Below are 19,136 nucleotides of genomic sequence, written 5' to 3' on the forward strand. Positions count from 1 at the left end.
CACGAATGGCGAACGAGATGACTGAGCTGCCGGATCGTCGCATCCTTCCCTTGCGCGGACACCGCGTGGTGGATATCACCTGGGCCGGTGATATCACATTCGAACTCGACCCGCCCGGCGAGATCACAGTCGGAGCGGACGCCCTCTTCACAAAGGGTGCTGTTACCGCTCCCGGCGCCAACCCGACTCCACTGAGCCAATTCAGCAAGGATGAGGTTCGGCAGACCGTTGGCACTGAGATTCTGTCGGCAGTCGCATTCAACTCCGGCGCCCTGCGGGTTGTCTTCAACCACGGCTGGCACCTGAACGTGAGCTCCAAAGGACTGTTCGTTCCGGCAGCAGTGAAATCAGGTGAATCCGTCACCTGGACCCGCCACAGGCCGTAACGACGTCGGATCGGCGCACGTTTCAGACCGAAAGCATCGTACGGCCCGTCATCGAGTTCATTACTCAACGGCGGGCCGCACGTGTTGACACGGGACCTTACGGGACTTCGTCCTGTGCGACTGCCTCCGTGATCACCGCCCGAGCGTCCTTGCCTTCCGTGCTGATGCGCCGCGCGTGGCTTTCCCGACCGAGTTCACGTCGAACTCGGCGAGCCGAGCAGGCCCGACCCGCACGGCTCCGGTGCACCCGGCTCCCGCGCGCCCCCGTCTTCCCCCACCGCCCCACCGAACGGTCCGCCGATGCGCGACACTGGAGGGTCTGCGCCTGACTCGATGGAGGACTCCACACCGTGAACAGCGGGCCACTGATCGTCCAAAGCGACAAAACTCTCCTGCTGGAGATCGACCACCCGCAGGCCGCCGACTGCCGCCGCGCCATCGCCCCGTTCGCCGAACTGGAGCGGGCGCCCGAGCACGTGCACACCTACCGGGTGACCCCGCTGGGGCTGTGGAACGCGCGGGCCGCCGGGCATGACGCCGAGCAGGTGGTGGACGCGCTGGTGACGTACTCGCGCTACCCCGTGCCGCACGCGCTGCTGGTGGACGTGGCCGACACGATGGCCCGCTACGGGCGGCTCCAGCTGACCAAGCACCCGGTGCACGGCCTGGTGCTGAGCACCACCGACCGGCCGGTGCTCGAAGAGGTGCTGAAGTCGAAGAAGATCGCGCCGCTGGTCGGTGTCCGGCTCGACCCGGACACCGTGGCGGTGCACCCCTCCGAGCGCGGGCAGATCAAGCAGGTGCTGCTCAAGCTCGGCTGGCCGGCCGAGGACCACGCCGGCTACGTGGACGGCGAGGCGCACCCGATCGAGCTGGAGCAGGACGGCTGGCAGCTGCGCCCCTACCAGCAGCAGGCGGTGGAGGGCTTCTGGCACGGCGGCAGCGGCGTCGTCGTGCTGCCCTGCGGCGCGGGCAAGACGCTGGTCGGCGCGGCCGCGATGGCCGAGGCCAAGTCGACCACGCTGATCCTGGTCACCAACACCGTCTCCGCCCGCCAGTGGAAGCACGAGCTGGTCAAGCGCACCTCGCTGACCGAGGACGAGATCGGCGAGTACAGCGGGACCAAGAAGGAGATCCGCCCGGTCACCATCGCCACCTACCAGGTGATGACGACCAAGCGGAAGGGCAGCTACGCGCACCTGGAGCTGTTCGACGCGCGCAACTGGGGCCTGGTGGTCTACGACGAGGTGCACCTGCTGCCCGCACCGGTCTTCAAGTTCACCGCCGACCTGCAGGCCCGCCGCCGGCTCGGCCTGACCGCGACCCTGGTGCGCGAGGACGGCCGCGAGGGCGACGTCTTCTCGCTGATCGGCCCCAAGCGCTTCGACGCCCCGTGGAAGGAGATCGAGGCGCAGGGCTACATCGCGCCGGCCGACTGCTGCGAGGTGCGGGTCACCCTGAGCGACTCCGAGCGGCTGTCCTACGCCACCGCCGAGCCGGAGGAGCGCTACCGCTTCTGCTCCACCACCGCGACCAAGCGGCGGGTGGTGGAGGCGCTGGTCAAGAAGCACGAGAAGGACCAGACGCTGATCATCGGGCAGTACATCGACCAGCTGGACGAGCTGGGCGAGGTGCTGAACGCACCGGTGATCAAGGGCGAGACCAGCAACGCGCAGCGCGAGAAGCTCTTCGAGGCCTTCCGCAGCAAGGAGATCAGCGTGCTGGTCGTCTCCAAGGTGGCGAACTTCTCGATCGACCTGCCGGAGGCCACGGTGGCCATCCAGGTCTCCGGGACCTTCGGCTCGCGCCAGGAGGAGGCCCAGCGGCTGGGTCGGGTGCTGCGCCCCAAGGCCGACGGCCACTCGGCGCACTTCTACTCGGTGGTGGCCCGCGACACGGTGGACCAGGACTTCGCCGCACACCGGCAGCGCTTCCTGGCGGAGCAGGGGTACGCCTACCGGATCATCGACGCGGACGACGTGTAGTCACCGCCGATCACCGGCACGGGGACGGGTGGTCACCGCCGATCACCGGCACGGAACGGCTACAGCTTGACGCCGTCGCGCCCGAGGAAGACGACGCGCGCGGCGGTGTCGAGCACGATGCCGACATTGCGCACGGCCTGGCTCAGCGGCTTTCGGCGCCGCGGACTGTCAGTGACGGCCGAGGCGGCGGTGGCGCCCGCGGGCGGGATGGACAGGGACTCGGAGGTGGTGCGCGCCCGGGGGGTCTTGGCCGCAGCCGGGGGCGCCGTCAGATGCACGGTGCTCATGTCTTCCACCGTAGTTTTCCGACCGGGTGAACCGCATCCACCCAAAGGCCGTAGTCGAAGGGACCCTGGTCCTCCTCCAGGCCTACCCCTCCCTGAGGTGCTTATCCGGTTCCGGCGAACTCGTGTTCGGCGGATATTCGTTAGCGTGCGGGTGAACAGCGCTCTATGCTGTCCGGTCTGCCCCCTCCCGAACCGTGGTGCCGCTCGTGGCAGCCGTGGGAGGCCCTGGCCGCTCGGCAACCGGTCAGGTTCTCACTGTGAGCTACGACGAGACCGCCGCGCCCCTGGACGGCGCGGCCGGGAAGGTTCGCTGTGCAATCCCCCGCCACCACCGACTCCACCGCTGCTGCCGCCGCGACTGCCACTGCCGCAGCCGCGACCGATCCGCTGCAGCGCGAGCGCGACCACCTGGCCTCCTCCCGCGCAGCCCTGCGCGCGATGCGCGAGGACGCCCAGGCGCTGAACATCTCCGACGTCGCCGGCACCTGGGTCACCCAGCAGGTGCTGCACAACCAGATCCAGCGGCGGATCGCCGCGCTGGCCGACCTCGTACACACCCCGCTCTTCTTCGGTCGGCTGGACTTCCGGCACGCGATCACGACCGAGGTGTCCGAGGGGGCCGGCGGCGAGCGGTTCTACATCGGCCGGCGCCACGTGCACGACGCCGAGGGCGACCCGATGGTGATCGACTGGCGGGCACCGGTCTCGCAGACCTTCTACCGGGCCAGCCGCAAGGACCCGCTGGGCATCGACAAGCGACGGCGGTTCGGTTACACCGCAGGCGAGTTGACCGCCTACGAGGACGAGAACCTGAGCGACCCGACCGAGCAGGAGACCGCCTCCGCCCTGCTCGCGGCCGAGATCGAGAAGCCCCGCGTCGGCCCGATGCGCGACATCGTGGCCACCATCCAGCCCGAGCAGGACGAGATCGTCCGCGCCGACGTCTCCGGCACGGTCTGCGTGCAGGGCGCCCCCGGCACCGGCAAGACGGCGGTGGGCCTGCACCGGGTGGCGTACCTGCTCTACGCCCACCGCGAGCGCCTGGCCAAGTCCGGCACCCTGGTGATCGGGCCGAACTCCTCCTTCCTCTCCTACATCGAGCAGGTGCTGCCCGCGCTGGGCGAGTTGGAGGTGGCCCAGGCCACCGTGCAGGAGCTGGTGAAGCACGTCGAGGTGCGCGGCACCGACAGCGCCGAGGCCGCCGGGATCAAGGGCGACGCGCGGCTGGCCGAGGTGCTGCGCCGCGCGGTGCGGGCCGGGATCACCATGCCCACCGAGCCCTGCGTGGTGGTCCGCGGCTCCCGCAGGTGGCGCGTTCCCGCCCATGAACTGGTCGACATCATCGAGGAGCTGGCCTGCCGGGACATCCGCTACGGGGCCGCGCTGGAGGCGCTGCCGCAGCGGATCGCGCACGCGGTGCTGCTCAAGATGGAGCAGGGCGGCGAGGCCCCCGACGACCGGGTGCAGGACGCGGTGGCCAGGTCGCGCGAGGTCAAGGCGATGGCCAAGGCCTGCTGGCCGCCGGTCGACCCGGCCAAGCTGGTGCACCGGCTGCTCACCGACGCGCGGTTCCTGGCCGAGTGCGCCGAGGGGATCCTGACCGCCGAGGAGCAGGAGGCGATCCGCTGGCCCAAGCCGGGGCGCTCGCTGCGGACCGCGCCCTGGACGGCCGCGGACGCCGTGCTGGTGGACGAGGCCACCGACCTGGTGCACCGCACGCCCTCGCTCGGCCACGTGGTGCTGGACGAGGCGCAGGACCTCTCGCCGATGCAGTACCGCGCGGTGGGCCGGCGCTGCAGCACCGGCTCGGCCACCGTGCTGGGTGACCTGGCGCAGGGCACCACCCCCTGGGCGACCGGCAGTTGGCCCGAGGCACTGCGCCACCTGGGCAAGCCGGGCGCGCACGTCGAGGAGCTGACCGTGGGCTTCCGGGTGCCGGAGGAGGTGATCGGCTACGCCTCGCGGCTGCTGCCGGCCATCGCCCCCGGGCTCGCTCCGGCGACCTCGATCCGCACCGGGGCGAACTCGCTGACGATCCGTCAGGTTGCCGAGGACGAGCAGGTCGAGGCGGTGCTGCGGGCCTGCCGGGAGTCGCTCGCGCACGAGGGCTCGACCGGCCTGATCGCCGCCGACGCGCGCCTGCCGCTCTTCGAGCGGGCGCTGGCCGAAGCCGGCCTGGACTACCTGGTGCCCGGCGCCGAGACCACCGCGGAGGCCCGGCTCACCCTGGTGCCCGCCTCGCTGGCCAAGGGCCTGGAGTACGACTACGTGGTGCTCGACGAGCCCGCCGCCGTGGTGGCCGGCGAGCCGGACGAGCGCACCGGCCTGCGCCGGCTGTACGTGTCGCTCACCCGTGCGGTCTCCGGCCTGACGGTGCTGCACGCCCAGCCGCTGCCGGCCGAGTTGGGCTGAGACCCCGGGGTGGTCCGGGTGACCGGACCGCCCCTCGTCCGCCGCGCCCGGTGCTACTCGCCGATCAGCGCCCGCCACTGGGCCACCTTGGCGGCGTCCACCGGCGAGTCCCAGCCCGCGGTCCGCACCGCACCGCCCACGTGGAAGCCGTCGAAGCCCTCCGCGACCAGCTCCGGCAGGTGCTCGGCGCGCAGGCCGCCGCCGATCAGGATCCGCGGCCGGTAGCCCGGCTCCCCGGCCTTGGCCAGCTCCCCGGTCAGCACCTCGCGCCCGGCCGCCACCCCGGCGGCGGCGCCCGAGGTGAGGAAGGTGTCCAGGCCGGGCAGGTCCGCCAGGGCCGCGCGCAGCGCCGAGCGGTCGGCGCTGTGGTCGATCGCCCGGTGGAAGGTCCAGCGGCAGCCCGCCACCGCCTCGGCGACGGCCAGCACGGCGGGCAGGTCCACCTCGCCGGCCGCGTCCAGGAACCCGAGGACGAACTCCTCGGCGCCTTCGGCCCGCAGCGCGGCCGCGCGGTCCCGCAACACGTCCAGGTCGCCCGCCGCGAACCCGTCCTGGAGCCGCAGCATCACCCGCAGCGGCAGGTCCACGGCGGCCCGGATCGCGGCGAAGTCGGCGACGGCGGGAGTGAGGCCGTCGGCGGCCATGTCGGTGACCAGTTCGAGGCGGTCGGCACCACCGGACTGCGCGGCCTTGGCATCCTGGGCGGTCAGCGCGATGACTTCGAATATTGGTCTAGACATATCAGTAGACTGCCACACCACCCGACCCCGCGGCGAGCCCCCGGCCCGCCAAAGGCCGGGCCCGACCGCCTCGACCAGCGGGCGGGCCCGGCCCCGGGGCCGGCCGACCGCTCAGCCGAGCGGCACCCCCGCACCCGCCCGAGCGGACCGCCGCCGCAGCTCCACCAGCGCCGCGAGTGCCAGCGGCAGCATCGTCAGCTCCCCGTTCGGCGTGCGGCCGCCCAGCAGGGCCCCGTTGATCGGCGCCAGCAGCGAGAGCCCGGCCGGCACCAGCACCGCGAGGCTCAGCGCGCCGCGCCGCAGCACGGCCACCGTCACCAGGACGAGCGCGAGCGCACCACCCAACTCGGCCCACGAGGTCAGCGGGTTGCGGATCAGCGGGGCCAGGGATCCCCCGATCGCGACGATCCCGACCCCCAGCGTCAGGGCCAGGACCGCCCAGCGCCGAGAGGCCCGACCGACCCGGCCCGCGTGGAGGCCGAGGTCGAGGCGGTCGCGGGGCGCCGCGAGCAGCAGCAGCGGCCAGACCAGTGGCGCCAGCCTTTCGAGCGCCCACTGCACGTAGGAGGACAATTCACCATCGCTGGGCAGGGTGTAGTGGAGCCACCTCACATCCACCAGGACCGCCGCCGCCACCGCGAGCAGCGCGCCGAAGCGCACCACCGTCCAGCGGTCGAGCAGCGCGGCGACCAGCACCGGCAGGGAAAGCGCGGACTGCGCGTACCAGAGCACCGAGAAGAGGCCGAGCGGCGCGCCGGGCGACGACTCGTCCACGATCAGCAGCCAGAGCAGGGTCACCCCCGCCCAGGTGCCGACGACCAGCGGCGCCGCCGTGCCGAACAGCCGCCCGGCGGGCCGGCTGGAGGTCAGCCCGAGCCGCAGCCGGATCCCGTACGCGGCGACGCCGTACAACTCCCTGGCCCGCGCGAAGCGGCCGGCCGCCTCGGTCGTGTCGGCGAAGACCTCCGCGATCTCCGCCCCGCGCTCGACCCGGTAGCGCCTCGGGTAGCACCGCAGCGCCAGCCGCAACCCCACCGCTCCGATGGTTCCCTGACCCTCACTCATGCCCAGACCCCTCTGGCTATCGGCCGCACGACGGCGAGTCGGCGCTCGGCCTCGGCGGCCACCACCCGCAGCCGCTCGGCCTCCTCGGCGAGCACGGTGCGCCCGACGTCGCTCAGCGCGTAGGTGCGCCGGGCCCGTCCGTCCACCACCTGATCGCTCTCGACCCTGATCAATCCCTGGTCCAGCAGCCGGTCCAGCGCCGTGTAGAGGGTGCCGGTGCGCATCGCGACCCGGCCGCCGGAGATCGTGGCGATCTCCTGGATGAGCGCGTAGCCGTGCCGTGGGGCATCGGCCAGCGCGGTGAGCAGGAGCAGCGTCGGCTCCTGCATAGCCCGTCCTGTCATGTGTCTACATATATCGATCATCGGCATATCTGTCCATACCTCGACCCCTGACAGGGCTCGGGAGCAGAATGACCGTCATGCCGACCGAACCGCACCCCGCCACCGACGTCCTGCTGGAGCGCTGGAGCGCCCTGCTGGAGCGCTGCGGGGCCACCACCGACCCGGCGCCGTACGGGCGCGCCCTGCTCGCGCGCTGGGCCGAGCCGCAGCGCCGCTACCACACCACAGACCACCTGCTGGCGGTGCTGGACGAGGTGGACGCCCTCGCCGAGTACGCCGAGGACCCGGACGCCGTGCGGCTGGCGGCCTGGTTCCATGACGCCGTGTACCAGCCGGACCGCTCCGAGAACGAGGAGCGCAGCGCCCAGCTGGCGATCCGCGCGCTGGGCGAGGCGGGGCTGGCGGCCGCGCTCATCGAGCGGGTGGTGCGGCTGGTCCGGCTGACCGCCGACCACCACCCGCGGCCCGGCGACCGGGACGGCGAGGTGCTCTGCGACGCCGACCTCGCGGTGCTGGGCCGCCCCGCCGAGGCCTACGCGGCGTACACCGCGGCGGTGCGCGAGGAGTACGCCTTCGTCCCCGAGGAGGCCTTCCGCGACGGACGCGCGGCCATCCTGCGGCAGTTGCTCGAACTGCCCGCGCTCTACCGCACCCCCGAGGGGCACACCCGCTACGACGGGCAGGCCCGCGCCAACCTGGCGGCGGAGCTCAGCACACTGACCTCATAGCGAACCGACGGGCGCCACCGCGACGCCCTCCTTGCCGCACACCCAGTGCGGATCGGGCCCCAACTCGGGTTCCACGCTGAGCGCGTGCGGGTCCCCGTCCTGCGCGCAGGCCTGGCAGAGCGGCCACCGGCCCCAGCCCTCCAGCAGCGCGTCCTGGACGTCCTGGGCGACCAGCCCGAGCACGAACCCGGTCCCGTCCGGCCACTGCTCCAGCCACCACCGCCGGTGCGTCACGGCGTCCTCCACCAGGGAGACCACCGCGGCGTCGGCCACGTCCCGGGCGGAGAGGTCGGCAAGGATCAGCGCCCTGGCACGGTGCAGGGCGGCCTCGATATCGGCCACGCGTTCGATCTCCTTCACCACTCACGACACACAGCAGGTCGCACGACGGGTCGCACGACAGGCCACAACGGACAGGGGCGGCCCCCGAAGGAGCCGCCCCTGTCACAGGTCAACCGATCCTGAAGTCAGGATCAGAAGTCCATGTCACCGCCCGGCATGCCGCCACCGGCCGGGGCGCCGGCCTTCTCGGGCTTGTCGGCGATGACGGCCTCGGTGGTGAGGAAGAGCGCCGCGATGGAGGCGGCGTTCTGCAGCGCGGAGCGGGTGACCTTCGCCGGGTCGATGATGCCCGCGGCGATCAGGTCGACGTACTCGTTGGTCGCGGCGTTCAGGCCGTGGCCGTAGGGAAGGTTGCGCACCTTCTCCACCACGACGCCACCCTCAAGGCCGGCGTTGACCGCGATCTGCTTGATCGGGGCCTCCAGCGCGACCTTGACGATGTTGGCGCCAGTGGCCTCGTCGCCCTCGAGCTCCAGCTTGTCGAACGCGACACCGGCCTGCAGCAGCGCAACGCCACCACCGGCGACGATGCCCTCCTCGACGGCCGCCTTCGCGTTGCGAACGGCGTCCTCGATGCGGTGCTTGCGCTCCTTGAGCTCGACCTCGGTCGCCGCGCCGGCCTTGATGACGGCCACGCCGCCGGCCAGCTTCGCGAGGCGCTCCTGGAGCTTCTCGCGGTCGTAGTCCGAGTCGCTGTTCTCGATCTCGGCGCGGATCTGGTTGACCCGGCCCGCGACCTGCTCGCTGTCGCCGCCACCGTCGACGATGGTGGTCTCGTCCTTGGTGATGACCACCTTGCGGGCGGTGCCCAGCAGCTCGAGACCGGCGTTCTCCAGCTTGAGGCCGACCTCCTCGGAGATCACGGTGCCACCGGTGAGGATGGCGATGTCGCCGAGCATGGCCTTGCGGCGGTCACCGAAGCCCGGGGCCTTGACGGCGACGGACTTGAAGGTGCCGCGGATCTTGTTCACGACCAGGGTCGACAGGGCCTCGCCCTCGACGTCCTCGGCGATGATGACGAGCGGCTTGCCGCCCTGCATGACCTTCTCCAGCAGCGGGAGCAGGTCCTTGACCGAGCCGATCTTGGAGTTGGCGATCAGGATGTAGGGGTCCTCGAAGGAGGCCTCCATCCGCTCCAGGTCGGTGGCGAAGTAGGCGGAGATGTAGCCCTTGTCGAAGCGCATGCCCTCGGTGAGCTCGAGCTCGAGGCCGAAGGTGTTGCTCTCCTCGACGGTGATGACGCCTTCCTTGCCGACCTTGTCCATGGCCTCGGCGATGAGCTCGCCGATCTGGGTGTCGGCGGCCGAGATGGAGGCGGTGGAGGCGATCTGCTCCTTGGTCTCCACGTCCTTGGCCTGGGCCAGCAGCTGGTCCGAGACGGCCGCGACGGCCTTCTCGATGCCGCGCTTCAGGGCCATCGGGTTGGCGCCGGCGGCCACGTTGCGCAGACCCTCGCGCACCAGGGCCTGGGCCAGCACGGTCGCGGTGGTGGTGCCGTCGCCAGCGACGTCGTCCGTCTTCTTGGCGACCTCCTTGACGAGCTCCGCGCCGATCTTCTCGTAGGGGTCCTCGAGCTCGATCTCCTTGGCGATGGAGACACCGTCGTTGGTGATCGTGGGGGCGCCCCACTTCTTCTCAAGGACGACGTTGCGGCCCTTGGGGCCCAGCGTCACCTTGACGGCGTCGGCAAGCTGGTTCATGCCGCGCTCAAGGCCGCGGCGAGCTTCCTCGTCAAACGCGATGATCTTGGCCATCGGAAGTGGTCCTCCAGGACACGTCGACTGCTCGGACCGGTGGCGCCCGCGACGGACGGCCCTGGTGTGCGGGGGGCCTGTCCCCTACCGCTCCCGGGGGCCTCACCGACCCGGTCCGTTGTCACTCTCAAGCTGTGAGTGCTAACGCCAATGATTAGCACTCCGGCATGGCGAGTGCAAGCTCCTTCGACGAGCCGACCGCAACCGGGCTCGAACGAACGGCAGGCCCGCAGCCCGCCCCGAGGTCGGGGACGGGATACGGGCCTGCCGCTGAACCACCAGCTCGGTGAGAGCCGAGGCTCCGAGGTTCGGAAAGGTCAGACCGCCGCGCGGACCATGTCCGCCTGCGGGCCCTTCTGCCCCTGGGAGATCTCGAACTCGACCCGCTGGCCCTCTTCAAGGGTGCGGTAGCCGTCCATCTGGATCGCGCTGTAGTGGACGAACACGTCCGCACCACCGTCGACCGCGATGAAGCCGTAGCCCTTCTCCGCGTTGAACCACTTGACGGTGCCCTGAGCCATTCCGAACTCCCCTAGTGCTGTGCTGGCCCTTCACGCACCCGCAGGTCACGGGCACGGGTCTGGCAGAGATGCCCGAGGAAACCCCCCTGGGCGCGCCCCTGCGTGCCGCACCGCCCCACCCCCGGAAGCCAGTTGGCGCCGACGGAGCAGGTGAATGCATCGACCGCGGCTGAATGTATCCGCATCGGCGCCCTGTGCAACAGGCCCACTGGACGCCAATTCGACCGGGGCGCCAAGGGATAGCAAGGGAGGAATGCGACAGAGCTCGCCATTTCGGTCCGGACATAGCGGACGAAACTCACGAATAGTCCAAAGAATTCTGACGAGTCGCCGACATGATTCAGGCGATACCTCGGCAGATGGCGTCTCAGGAGCCGGACAGCGCGAGCGGTACTCCAGCGCCGGGGCCGTCCCCGGGAGCCGGGAACAGCCTATGCCCTGCGGATGGCCGCCACGGACACGGCGCGGGGCGCCACGCCGAGCGCCGGATGTCCGGCACCGGGCACGACGCCCCGCTGACCCGCGCGACGGGCGCTGACCGGTCGTCAGCAGCCGCCCGCCACCGCCGGGATGATCGAGACCCCGGCGCCGTCCTCGACCCCGGTGGCCAGGCCCTCGGCGAACCGCACGTCGTCGTCGTTCACGTAGACGTTGACGAAACGGCGCAGCTTGCCGCTCTCGTCCAGGATCCGCTGGCCGATGCCGGGGTGGTTCTTCTCCAGGTCGGCGATGACCTCCTGCAGGGTGGCGCCCTCGGCGCTCACCTCGGCCCGGCCGTCGGTGTAGGTGCGCAGGATGGTCGGGATGCGGACGTTGGCGCTCATGGGGGTTGCTCCTCGCGGTGACGGAAGGCCGGGCGGCCGGGCAGGCCGGCGTGCTGGCGTGCTGGCGTGCTGACTGGCTGACTGGCTGGCGGGCTGACTGGTGGTCAGGAGGCCAGGCCGGCGGCCCGGAAGGACTCCAGGGTCGGCCGGATGGTGGCGGTCAGGCCGGCGTCGGCCACCGCGTCCAGCGTCTTCAGGCCGTCCCCGGTGTTGATCGCGACGGTCTCCTTGGCCGGGTCCAGCAGGCCGTTCTCGACCAGCTTCCTGAGCACGCCGATGGTCACCCCGCCCGCCGTCTCGGCGAAGATCCCCTCGGTCCTGGCCAGCAGCCTGATCGCGTCCACCACCTCGGCGTCGGTGACGTCCTCGACCGCGCCGCCGGTACGCCGGGCGATGTCCAGCACGTACGGGCCGTCGGCCGGGTTGCCGATCGCCAGCGACTTGGCGATGGTGTCCGGCTTGACCGGGCGGATCACGTCACGGCCGGCCTTGAAGGCCGCCGAGACCGGCGAGCAGCCGGCCGCCTGGGCCCCGAAGATCTTGTAGGGCCGGTCCTCGACCAGGCCCAGCTTGATCAGCTCCTGCAGCCCCTTGTCGATCTTGGTGAGCTGGGAGCCCGAGGCGATCGGGATCACCAGCTGCTCCGGCAGCCGCCAGCCGAGCTGCTCGCAGATCTCGTAGGCCAGGGTCTTGGAGCCCTCGCCGTAGTACGGGCGCAGGTTGACGTTGACGAAGCCCCAGCCCTCACCGGCCGGGTCGCCGATCAGCTCGGAGCAGAAGCGGTTCACATCGTCGTAGTTGCCCTCGATGCCGACCAGTTCGCCGCCGTAGACACCGGCCATCACGACCTTGCCCCGCTCCAGGTCGTGCGGGATGAAGACGCAGGACTTGAACCCGGCGCGGGCCGCGGCCGCGCCCACCGCGCCGGCCAGGTTGCCGGTGGATGAGCAGGAGAGGGTGGTGAAGTCGAAGGCGCGGGCGGCCTCGATGGCGCAGGCCACCACCCGGTCCTTGAAGGAGTGGGTGGGGTTGCCGGAGTCGTCCTTGACGTGCAGCTGAGCGGTGAAGCCGAGCTCGCGGCCCAGGTTGTCGGCCTTCACCAGCGGGGTCCAGCCCGGGTTGAGGTTGGGCTTGGCGGCGACGTCGGCGGGCACCGGCAGCAGCGGGGCGTAGCGCCAGATCGATGCCGGGCCGGCCTCGATCTGCTTGCGCAGCTGCTCGGCCTCGTAGCCGCCGAAGTCGTAGGCGATCTCCAGCGGGCCGAAGCACTCCAGGCAGGCGAAGCTGGGGCCGAGCGGGAACCGGGTGCCGCACTCGCGACAGGACAGCGCGGCGGCGGGGCCGAGGTCGACCGAAGGGACGGCGGGTGCGGGGGTAGCGGTAGCCATGGTGGCGGAGGCCTCTCTCCTCATCTTCCCCGTGACGCGGGCGCGCCACAGGACGGAATTGGCACCTGTCCCGCCGGGCCCCACGGGCCGGACGAGAAGGTTGCCGGGACGTCGACGGGCCGTTCCCTCAGTCCCTCTGGATGAGCTCTGTGAAGTTGTGGTCCTGCGCTGTGCTGGTCTTCCCTGGGGCCAACCCCGGCGTGCGAAGGTCTGACCGCAGTACGAAGACTGTATCCGAAGGCCGGGCACCTGGTCCCGACCGTCCGCAACGCGAGACGCGATGTACGAGGAGCGAGATTTGCCTGCCGAGCAGAACCCCGCGCCCCTTCCGGAGGTCGCCGACTGGCTACGCCGCCGGTCCTGGCGGGCGAGCGAGTGGTCGCCCGACCGACTGCTCGCCGCCAAGCGGGCCGCCGGGCCGGCCGGCACGGTGAGCGTGGTCCTGCCCGCGCTGGACGAGGAGTCCACGGTGGGCGACATCGTCGAGGTGATCCGGCGGGAGCTGATCGAGCGGCTGCCGCTGGTGGACGAGCTGGTGGTGGTCGACTCCGGGTCGGTGGACCGCACCGCCGAGGTGGCCGCGCGGGCCGGGGCCGCGGTGGTGCACCGGGACGAGGTCCTGCCCGACCTGCCGGCGGTGCCGGGCAAGGGCGAGGTGCTCTGGCGCTCGCTGCTGGTGACCAGCGGCTCGATCGTCTGCTTCATCGACGCCGACCTGCGCGAGTTCGACCCGGCCTTCGTCTGCGGCATCGTCGGACCGCTGCTCACCGAGCCCGACCTGCAACTGGTCAAGGCGATGTACGACCGGCCGCTGGAGACCGAGGGCGCGGTGGTGCCGGCCGGTGGCGGGCGGGTCACCGAGCTGGTCGCCCGCCCGCTGCTCAACCTGCACTGGCCCGAGCTGGCCGGCTTCGTGCAGCCGCTCGGCGGCGAGTACGCGGCCCGCCGCTCGCTGCTGGAGCGGCTGCACTTCCCGACCGGCTACGGGGTCGAACTCGGCCTGCTGGTGGACGCCCTGGAGCTGGTCGGACTGGACGCGCTGGCCCAGGTCGACGTCGGGGTGCGCCACCACCGCCACCAGGACAGCCAGGCGCTGGGCCGGATGGCCGCCACCATCTACCGCACCGCGCTGGAGCGGCTGGACCGCACCCACCGGCTGAAGGCCGCCGAGGACCTGGCCCGCCCGGTGCTCACCCAGTTCGACCGGGACGCGGACAGCCGGGAGTTCACCGCCCGCAGCCACCCGGTCACCGCGCTGGAGCGGCCCCCGATGATCGGGCTGGCGCAGTACCGGTCCCACCGCGAGCGCGGCCGGATGTGACCTAAGCCCTGGTTTGCGGCTCGCCCACCCCGGCAAGGTTGAACGTATGGCCGATCACACGACCACAGCGCGCGTCCTGGTGGCTTCCAATCGCGGCCCGGTCTCGTTCAGCAGTGCCCCGGACGGAACGCTGACCCTCAAGCGCGGCGGCGGCGGGCTGGTCTCGGGGCTCTCCGCGATCGACGACCCGAACACCGTCTGGGTCTGCGCCGCGCTCGGCCCGGCCGACCGGGAGGCCGTCGGGCGCTCTCCGCAGGGGCGGCTGGACCAGGGCGGCTTCGACGTCGGCGGACAGGCCGTCCGGATGCTGGACATCGATCCCGAGGTCTTCGACCACGCGTACAACGGCGTGGCCAACTCCACCCTCTGGTTCCTGCACCACATGCTCTACAACACCCCGACCGCCCCGGTCTTCGACGCGCACGCCGCCGAGCAGTGGGCCGCCTTCGAGACGTACAACGCCGCCTTCGCCCGGGCGCTGGCCGCCGAGGCCGCGCCCGGCGCGGCGGTGCTGGTGCAGGACTACCACCTGACCCTGGTGCCGGCCCTGCTCCGCGAGCTCCGCCCCGACCTGCGGATCAGCTACTTCCTGCACATCCCGTGGGCCCCGGCGGACTACTTCCGGCTGCTGCCGGACGCGCTGGCCGCCGCCGTGCTGACCGGCGTACTGGGCGCGGACCGGGCCGGCTTCCACACCCGCCGCTGGGCCGAGGCCTTCGCGGACTGCTGCGAACAGCTGCTGGACGCCAAGGTCGACCGGGCCGAGCTCTCGGTCAGCTACCAGGGCCGGACCACCAGGCTCGGCGTGCACGCGCTGGGTGCCGACGCCGACTTCCTGCGCGAGCGGTCCCACCGGGCGGACGTGGACGAGCGCCTCGCCGCCCTGCGCGCGGCGGTGGGCGGGCGCCGGACCATCGTGCGGGTGGACCGCACCGAGCTGAGCAAGAACATCGTCCGCGGCCTGCAGGCCTACCGGCACCTGCTGCGCAGCCGGCCCGAGTGGCGCGAGCGGGTGGTGCACATCGCCTTCGCCTACCCCTCCCGGCAGGACCTGGCCGAGTACCGCGACTACACCGCGGCCGTGCGGCGGATCAGCCAGGAGATCACCGAGGAGTTCGCCACCGACTCCTGGCAGCCGCTGATACTCCAGGTCGAGGACGACTTCGCCCGCTCGCTGGCCGCCTACCGGCTGGCCGACGTGGCACTGGTCAACCCGATCAGGGACGGGATGAACCTGGTCGCCAAGGAGGTCCCGGTGGTCTCCGACGCGGGCTGCGCGCTGGTGCTCTCCCGGGAGGCCGGCGCCCACGCGGAGCTGGCCCAGGACGCCCTGAGCATCAACCCCTACGACGTGGTGGGCACCGCCGAGGCGCTGCACCAGGCGCTGACCATGCCGCCCGCGGAGCGGCGCGAGCGCACCGAGCGGCTCGCCGCGGCCGCCACCGCGCTCTCCCCGCAGCAGTGGTTCCTGGCTCAGCTGGCCGAGCTGAGCGCCTGACCGAGCCACTCCAGCAGCTCGACCACGCCGGCCGGCCCCGGCACCACCAGGTCGGCCCGCTCGGCGATCTCGCGCACCGGCGGCTCGCCGGTCACCAGGCCGCTGGCCACCAGCAACCCGCGCAGCGACCGGGCCCGCAGCCGCTCCACCGCGGCGTAGGCGGCCAGGTCGCCCAGATCGTCGCCGGCGTAGAGGACCGAGGACGCGCCGCGCTCGCGCAGCAGAGCGGTCAGCGCCGCCCCCTTGTCCACCCCCGGCGGGCGCAGCTCCAGCACGAAGCGGCCGGGCTCGACGGCCAGACCGTGCGCGGCGGCCAGCTCGGCCAGCGGGTCGCGCAGCTGCTCCAGGACGGCCTGCGGATCGGCCGCCCGGCGGGTGTGCACGGCGATCGAGCGCTCCTTGTCCTCGACCGAGGTGCCCTCGGGCACCGCCAGCCCGGCCAGCAGCGCGGGCAGCTCGGCCCGGACGGCGGCCACCCCGGGGTGGACCTCGGGGGCCGTCAGCTCGCCGCGCTCCCAGCGCTCGGCGCCGTAGTGGCCCAGCACCACCAGCGGGGCCAGCCCGGGGACGGAGTCGAAGCCGCCGAGGCGGACCGCGCTGCGCACCGGACGCCCCGTCACCACCGCCACCGTGCCGACCAGCGGCGCCAGCCGGGCCAGCGCGGCGGCGGCCCCCGGGTGCGCGAAGGCCCGCTCGGGGTCGGCGACGATCGGCGCGAGGGTGCCGTCGAAATCCAGCGCGACCACGGCTGCCGCCGGGTCGGCCAGCACGGCGGCCAGGCCCTCGCGGCCCGCGGAGGTGGTCGGTTGCAGCGCGATGCCCATGCCCGCCAACCTACCCAGGGCCCACCCCGGCTAACGCTCGGCGCTAGCGCTCGGCGCGGCGCGCCTCGCGGATCCGGCGCAGCCGGTTGATCAGCACCGGGCTGTGCGCGAGCGCCTCGGGGCGGTCCAGCAGGCCGTTCAGCAGCTGGTAGTAGCGGGTCGCGGAGAGACCGAGCCGCTCCCGCACGGCCTGCTCCTTGGCGCCCTGGGTGCGCCAGCCGGCGCCCTCCAGGGCGAGCACGGCCCGCTCGCGTTCGGTCAGCTCGCTCATGGGGCCATTGTGCGCGAGCGGGTCATCCCCGCGGGGCGGCGGCTACCGCGGGGCGCCGGCTACTGCGGGCGCAGGCGCTGGGCCTGGGTGACGGCGTACTGCTGCAGCTCGCCGAGCACCGGCTTCGGGTCGCCCTGGACCGCCTTGCCGATGTCGGACTTGATCTTCGCGCTGACGGTGTCCCATGCCGGGTCGCCCAGCGGGTAGAAGGAGGCGTTGGGCAGCGCGTCCAGGAACGGCTTGAGGCCGGCGTACTTCGGGTCCGCGGTCATGTCCGCCGCGGCGTCCTGGGTGACCGGCAGCAGGTTGTACTGCTCGTCGAACGCGAGGGTGTTCTCCTTCGCGTACGCGTAGTCGAGGAAGGCGCGGATCTGCGTCTTGTGGCCGTTCGCGGAGTAGGCCATCATCCAGTCGGCCACGCCCAGGGTGCCGGCCTTGGCCTGCGGGTCCTTCTGCGGGATCGCCGCGGTGCCGAAGTCGATGTTGCCCTGCTGGGCCGCCTGGAGCAGCGAGGGGTGCCCGTTCAGCATGGCGACCTTGCCGGACGCGAAGTCCTTGAAGGCCGTCTTGCGGTTCACCGAGGCCGGGTCGGGATAGGTGAGCTGGGTGTCCACCAGGTTCTGCTTGAGCCAGCTGAAGGTGTCGACGTCCTGCTGGCTGTCCAGGGTGTAGACGCCGGCGTCGTCGGTCAGGCCGCCGCCACCGCTCATCGTCCACATCATCGACTCCGCCTGGGCCTCCTCGGGACCGAGCGGCAGCCCGTAGGGGGTGACCCCGGGGACCTTGGCCTTGATCAGCGCGGCGTCGGCCTTCAGGTCGGCCCAGCTGGCGGGGGGCTGGCTGATCCCAGCCTGCTTGAAGATCGCCTTGTTGTAGAAGAAGGTCCGCGAGGAGGAGACGAAGGGTATGCCGTACTGGGTGCCCAGCACGCCGCCGGCCTTGTTGAAGGCGTCCAGGAAGTTGGCCTGGGTCTCCATCGAGAGCACGTCGCTGGCCGGGTAGAGCTGGCCCGCGACGGCCTTGTCGGCGAAGCCGCCGGTCTGCACGATGTCCGGCGTGTGCCCGGACTTCACCATGCCGGCGACCTTGGCGTCGATGTCGTCCCAGCTGAAGACCTGGACATCGACCTTGATCTTCGGGTTGGCCGCCTCGAACTTGCGGGCCAGGTCGTCCCAGTAGTGGGAGGAGCTGTTGGCGGGAGTGCCGTCGCCGTAGTCGGCGGCCACCAGCTTGAGGGTGACCGTGTCACTACCGCCGATGCCGAGGAAGCCGCACCCGGAGAGCAGCAGGGTGCTGGCCGCGAGGGCAGCGCAGAGTCGGGACTTCAACGGGGGGACCGCCTTCGGGCGCACGGGGAGTGGGGGAGCCAACCGGGGGACGGAGGTGGCCAGAACGGTGCCAAAAACCAACCCCAGTGGTCCACACCAGATGCCCCGGAGCGAGGAACGTTACCTAAGTGGGCGCCCCGGTTGCACATCGTGCAATGGTTCGTCGACCTCGCTGTTCAGGGCTTCGCAAACTTTGCAATGCTCTCTGCAAGGTTTGCAAAGCCCCCGCACCCGCGGGCGGTCACACCGTCAGCACCCGCACTCCCGCCTCGGCGAACGCCGTCGCCAACTCCGGGGCCGGCGGCTGGTCGGTCACCACGGTGTCGATCACCTCCAGCCCGCAGATCCGCGCGAAGGCGCGCCGGCCGAGCTTGGAGGAGTCGGCCGCGACCACCACCCGGCGGGCCCGCTCGGCCAGCAGCCGGTTGACGCTCGCCTCGCCCTCGTGGTGCGCGCTGGCCCCGATCTCGGCGTCCAGCGCGTCCACCCCCAGCACCGTGACGTCCAGCGTCAGCTCGGCGAGCACGGCGGTGGCCAGCGGGCCGATCAGCTCGTAGGACTGCGGCCGGGCCACCCCGCCGGTCACCACGATCTTGACCGCCGGACGGACCGTCAGCTCGTTGGCGATGTTCAGCGCGTTGGTGACCACGGTCAGCAGGTGCCCGGCCTCGCCGCGCTCGGTCAGCTCCGGGCGGACCGCGAGCGCGCGGGCCACCTCGGTGGTGGTGGTCCCGCCGTTGAGCCCGACCACCTCGCCCGGCGCGATCAGCCCGGCCACCGCCGCGCCGATCCGCTGCTTGGCGCCGGCGTTGCGAGCGGTCTTGTAGCGCAGCGGCAGGTCGTAGGAGACGTTGTGCGCCACCGCGCCGCCGCGGGTCCGGGTGACCATCTGCTGGCGGGCCAGTTGGTCGAGGTCCCGGCGGATCGTGGCAGCCGACACGCCGAGCGCGGCCGCCGCCTCCTCGACCTCCAACTTGCCATGCTCGGCGAGGAGTTCGAGAAGTCCGTTCCACCGCTCGTATCTGGACACGCGACACCTTCCGTTCCGATCGACCACCCGTGCGTGGACAGCGTCGCACAGCACCCCGCGCGGACCGGTCCGGTAGGCGCAGCCACCT

The 19,136-nt window shown here is 71.8% G+C and carries 19 protein-coding genes and 1 riboswitch; of the genes, 6 read left to right on the forward strand and 13 right to left on the reverse strand.

The window, feature by feature from the left end:
- Positions 1–5 precede the first annotated feature (5 nt).
- Positions 6–386, forward strand: a complete 381-nt coding sequence (locus OG455_RS17755) for a DUF6188 family protein (RefSeq protein WP_266294838.1) — start codon at positions 6–8, stop codon at positions 384–386.
- A 350-nt stretch (positions 387–736) separates the two neighbouring features.
- On the forward strand, positions 737–2,371 hold the full coding sequence (locus tag OG455_RS17760; protein WP_266294840.1) for a DNA repair helicase XPB: 1,635 nt from the start codon (positions 737–739) through the stop codon (positions 2,369–2,371).
- 59 nt (positions 2,372–2,430) lie between these two features.
- Here the strand turns inward: OG455_RS17760 and OG455_RS17765 are convergent, their stop codons facing one another.
- On the reverse strand, positions 2,431–2,658 hold the full coding sequence (locus OG455_RS17765) for a hypothetical protein (protein ID WP_266294843.1): 228 nt from the start codon (positions 2,656–2,658) through the stop codon (positions 2,431–2,433).
- Positions 2,659–3,045: 387 nt separating this feature from the next.
- On the opposite strand from OG455_RS17765, the gene OG455_RS17770 reads away from it, so the two are divergent.
- Entirely contained in the window at positions 3,046–5,070 is a 2,025-nt protein-coding gene (locus tag OG455_RS17770) for an AAA family ATPase (protein WP_266300851.1), read from the forward strand.
- 53 nt (positions 5,071–5,123) lie between these two features.
- Here the strand turns inward: OG455_RS17770 and OG455_RS17775 are convergent, their stop codons facing one another.
- From OG455_RS17775 to OG455_RS17785, 3 genes are all read right to left on the reverse strand, one after another.
- Positions 5,124–5,810, reverse strand: a complete 687-nt coding sequence (locus OG455_RS17775; protein WP_266294845.1) for a copper homeostasis protein CutC — start codon at positions 5,808–5,810, stop codon at positions 5,124–5,126.
- Between the two features lie 111 nt (positions 5,811–5,921).
- Complete coding sequence (locus OG455_RS17780; protein ID WP_266294847.1) at positions 5,922–6,875, reverse strand: hypothetical protein; 954 nt, start codon at positions 6,873–6,875, stop codon at positions 5,922–5,924.
- On the reverse strand, positions 6,872–7,204 hold the full coding sequence (locus OG455_RS17785; protein WP_266294849.1) for a PadR family transcriptional regulator: 333 nt from the start codon (positions 7,202–7,204) through the stop codon (positions 6,872–6,874). Before OG455_RS17785 ends, OG455_RS17780 begins: the two co-directional genes overlap by 4 nt.
- Before the next feature lie 92 nt (positions 7,205–7,296).
- Here OG455_RS17785 and OG455_RS17790 point away from each other — a divergent pair, with 92 nt between their 5' ends.
- Positions 7,297–7,947 carry an HD domain-containing protein gene (locus OG455_RS17790; protein WP_266294851.1) on the forward strand — a complete coding sequence of 217 codons (651 nt, stop codon included), beginning with the start codon at positions 7,297–7,299 and terminating at the stop codon, positions 7,945–7,947.
- On the opposite strand, the gene OG455_RS17795 is transcribed toward OG455_RS17790, so the two are convergent.
- The 5 genes from OG455_RS17795 to thrC all read right to left on the reverse strand — a co-directional run bounded on the left by OG455_RS17795 (position 7,942) and on the right by thrC (position 12,776).
- Positions 7,942–8,289 carry a hypothetical protein gene (locus OG455_RS17795; protein ID WP_266294853.1) on the reverse strand — a complete coding sequence of 116 codons (348 nt, stop codon included), beginning with the start codon at positions 8,287–8,289 and terminating at the stop codon, positions 7,942–7,944. The genes OG455_RS17790 and OG455_RS17795 overlap by 6 nt on opposite strands.
- Positions 8,290–8,420: 131 nt before the next feature.
- On the reverse strand, positions 8,421–10,043 hold the full coding sequence (gene groL, locus OG455_RS17800) for a chaperonin GroEL (RefSeq protein WP_266294855.1): 1,623 nt from the start codon (positions 10,041–10,043) through the stop codon (positions 8,421–8,423).
- 317 nt (positions 10,044–10,360) lie between these two features.
- Positions 10,361–10,564: a cold-shock protein gene (locus OG455_RS17805; protein WP_030289665.1), complete on the reverse strand. Its 204-nt coding sequence runs from the start codon at positions 10,562–10,564 to the stop codon at positions 10,361–10,363.
- Positions 10,565–11,109: 545 nt separating this feature from the next.
- The gene (locus OG455_RS17810; RefSeq protein WP_266294857.1) at positions 11,110–11,388 is read right to left on the reverse strand and encodes a ubiquitin-like small modifier protein 1; all 279 of its coding nucleotides are present in this window, start codon (positions 11,386–11,388) and stop codon (positions 11,110–11,112) included.
- A gap of 104 nt (positions 11,389–11,492) precedes the next feature.
- Positions 11,493–12,776, reverse strand: a complete 1,284-nt coding sequence (gene thrC, locus OG455_RS17815) for a threonine synthase (RefSeq protein ID WP_266294859.1) — start codon at positions 12,774–12,776, stop codon at positions 11,493–11,495.
- Between the two features lie 17 nt (positions 12,777–12,793).
- Positions 12,794–12,923: riboswitch (SAM riboswitch) on the reverse strand.
- Positions 12,924–13,074: 151 nt separating this feature from the next.
- On the opposite strand from thrC, the gene OG455_RS17820 reads away from it, so the two are divergent.
- Both OG455_RS17820 and OG455_RS17825 read left to right on the forward strand, forming a co-directional pair.
- Positions 13,075–14,097 (forward strand): glucosyl-3-phosphoglycerate synthase, encoded by a 1,023-nt coding sequence (locus OG455_RS17820; protein ID WP_266294861.1) that lies wholly within the window; start codon positions 13,075–13,077, stop codon positions 14,095–14,097.
- A 46-nt stretch (positions 14,098–14,143) separates the two neighbouring features.
- Positions 14,144–15,595 carry a trehalose-6-phosphate synthase gene (locus OG455_RS17825; RefSeq protein WP_266294863.1) on the forward strand — a complete coding sequence of 484 codons (1,452 nt, stop codon included), beginning with the start codon at positions 14,144–14,146 and terminating at the stop codon, positions 15,593–15,595.
- Here OG455_RS17825 and otsB read toward each other — a convergent pair.
- The 4 genes from otsB to OG455_RS17845 all read right to left on the reverse strand — a co-directional run bounded on the left by otsB (position 15,571) and on the right by OG455_RS17845 (position 19,048).
- On the reverse strand, positions 15,571–16,419 hold the full coding sequence (gene otsB / locus OG455_RS17830; RefSeq protein ID WP_266294865.1) for a trehalose-phosphatase: 849 nt from the start codon (positions 16,417–16,419) through the stop codon (positions 15,571–15,573). The two genes, OG455_RS17825 and otsB, sit on opposite strands and share 25 nt — an antisense overlap.
- A gap of 43 nt (positions 16,420–16,462) precedes the next feature.
- A complete protein-coding gene (locus tag OG455_RS17835; protein WP_266294867.1) occupies positions 16,463–16,690 on the reverse strand; it encodes a DUF3263 domain-containing protein in 228 nt (75 codons plus the stop codon).
- Positions 16,691–16,749: 59 nt separating this feature from the next.
- Positions 16,750–18,018 carry an extracellular solute-binding protein gene (locus tag OG455_RS17840; RefSeq protein ID WP_266294869.1) on the reverse strand — a complete coding sequence of 423 codons (1,269 nt, stop codon included), beginning with the start codon at positions 18,016–18,018 and terminating at the stop codon, positions 16,750–16,752.
- A 241-nt stretch (positions 18,019–18,259) separates the two neighbouring features.
- Positions 18,260–19,048 carry a DeoR/GlpR family DNA-binding transcription regulator gene (locus OG455_RS17845; RefSeq protein WP_266294877.1) on the reverse strand — a complete coding sequence of 263 codons (789 nt, stop codon included), beginning with the start codon at positions 19,046–19,048 and terminating at the stop codon, positions 18,260–18,262.
- Positions 19,049–19,136 lie beyond the last annotated feature (88 nt).

It is taken from the genome of Kitasatospora sp. NBC_01287 (assembly GCF_026340565.1).
Taxonomy (GTDB): domain Bacteria; phylum Actinomycetota; class Actinomycetes; order Streptomycetales; family Streptomycetaceae; genus Kitasatospora.

Bases quoted from the DNA above. Each gene is read 5' to 3' on its own strand.
- OG455_RS17785 (WP_266294849.1), bottom strand. From the start codon at position 7,204: ATGCAGGAGCCGACGCTGCTCCTGCTCACCGCGCTGGCCGATGCCCCA.
- groL (WP_266294855.1), bottom strand. From the start codon at position 10,043: ATGGCCAAGATCATCGCGTTTGACGAGGAAGCTCGCCGCGGCCTTGAG.
- OG455_RS17790 (WP_266294851.1), top strand. From the start codon at position 7,297: ATGCCGACCGAACCGCACCCCGCCACCGACGTCCTGCTGGAGCGCTGG.
- OG455_RS17755 (WP_266294838.1), top strand. From the start codon at position 6: ATGGCGAACGAGATGACTGAGCTGCCGGATCGTCGCATCCTTCCCTTG.
- OG455_RS17835 (WP_266294867.1), bottom strand. From the start codon at position 16,690: ATGAGCGAGCTGACCGAACGCGAGCGGGCCGTGCTCGCCCTGGAGGGC.
- OG455_RS17810 (WP_266294857.1), bottom strand. From the start codon at position 11,388: ATGAGCGCCAACGTCCGCATCCCGACCATCCTGCGCACCTACACCGAC.
- OG455_RS17825 (WP_266294863.1), top strand. From the start codon at position 14,144: ATGGCCGATCACACGACCACAGCGCGCGTCCTGGTGGCTTCCAATCGC.
- OG455_RS17765 (WP_266294843.1), bottom strand. From the start codon at position 2,658: ATGAGCACCGTGCATCTGACGGCGCCCCCGGCTGCGGCCAAGACCCCC.
- otsB (WP_266294865.1), bottom strand. From the start codon at position 16,419: ATGGGCATCGCGCTGCAACCGACCACCTCCGCGGGCCGCGAGGGCCTG.
- OG455_RS17805 (WP_030289665.1), bottom strand. From the start codon at position 10,564: ATGGCTCAGGGCACCGTCAAGTGGTTCAACGCGGAGAAGGGCTACGGC.
- OG455_RS17780 (WP_266294847.1), bottom strand. From the start codon at position 6,875: ATGAGTGAGGGTCAGGGAACCATCGGAGCGGTGGGGTTGCGGCTGGCG.
- thrC (WP_266294859.1), bottom strand. From the start codon at position 12,776: ATGGCTACCGCTACCCCCGCACCCGCCGTCCCTTCGGTCGACCTCGGC.
- OG455_RS17775 (WP_266294845.1), bottom strand. From the start codon at position 5,810: ATGTCTAGACCAATATTCGAAGTCATCGCGCTGACCGCCCAGGATGCC.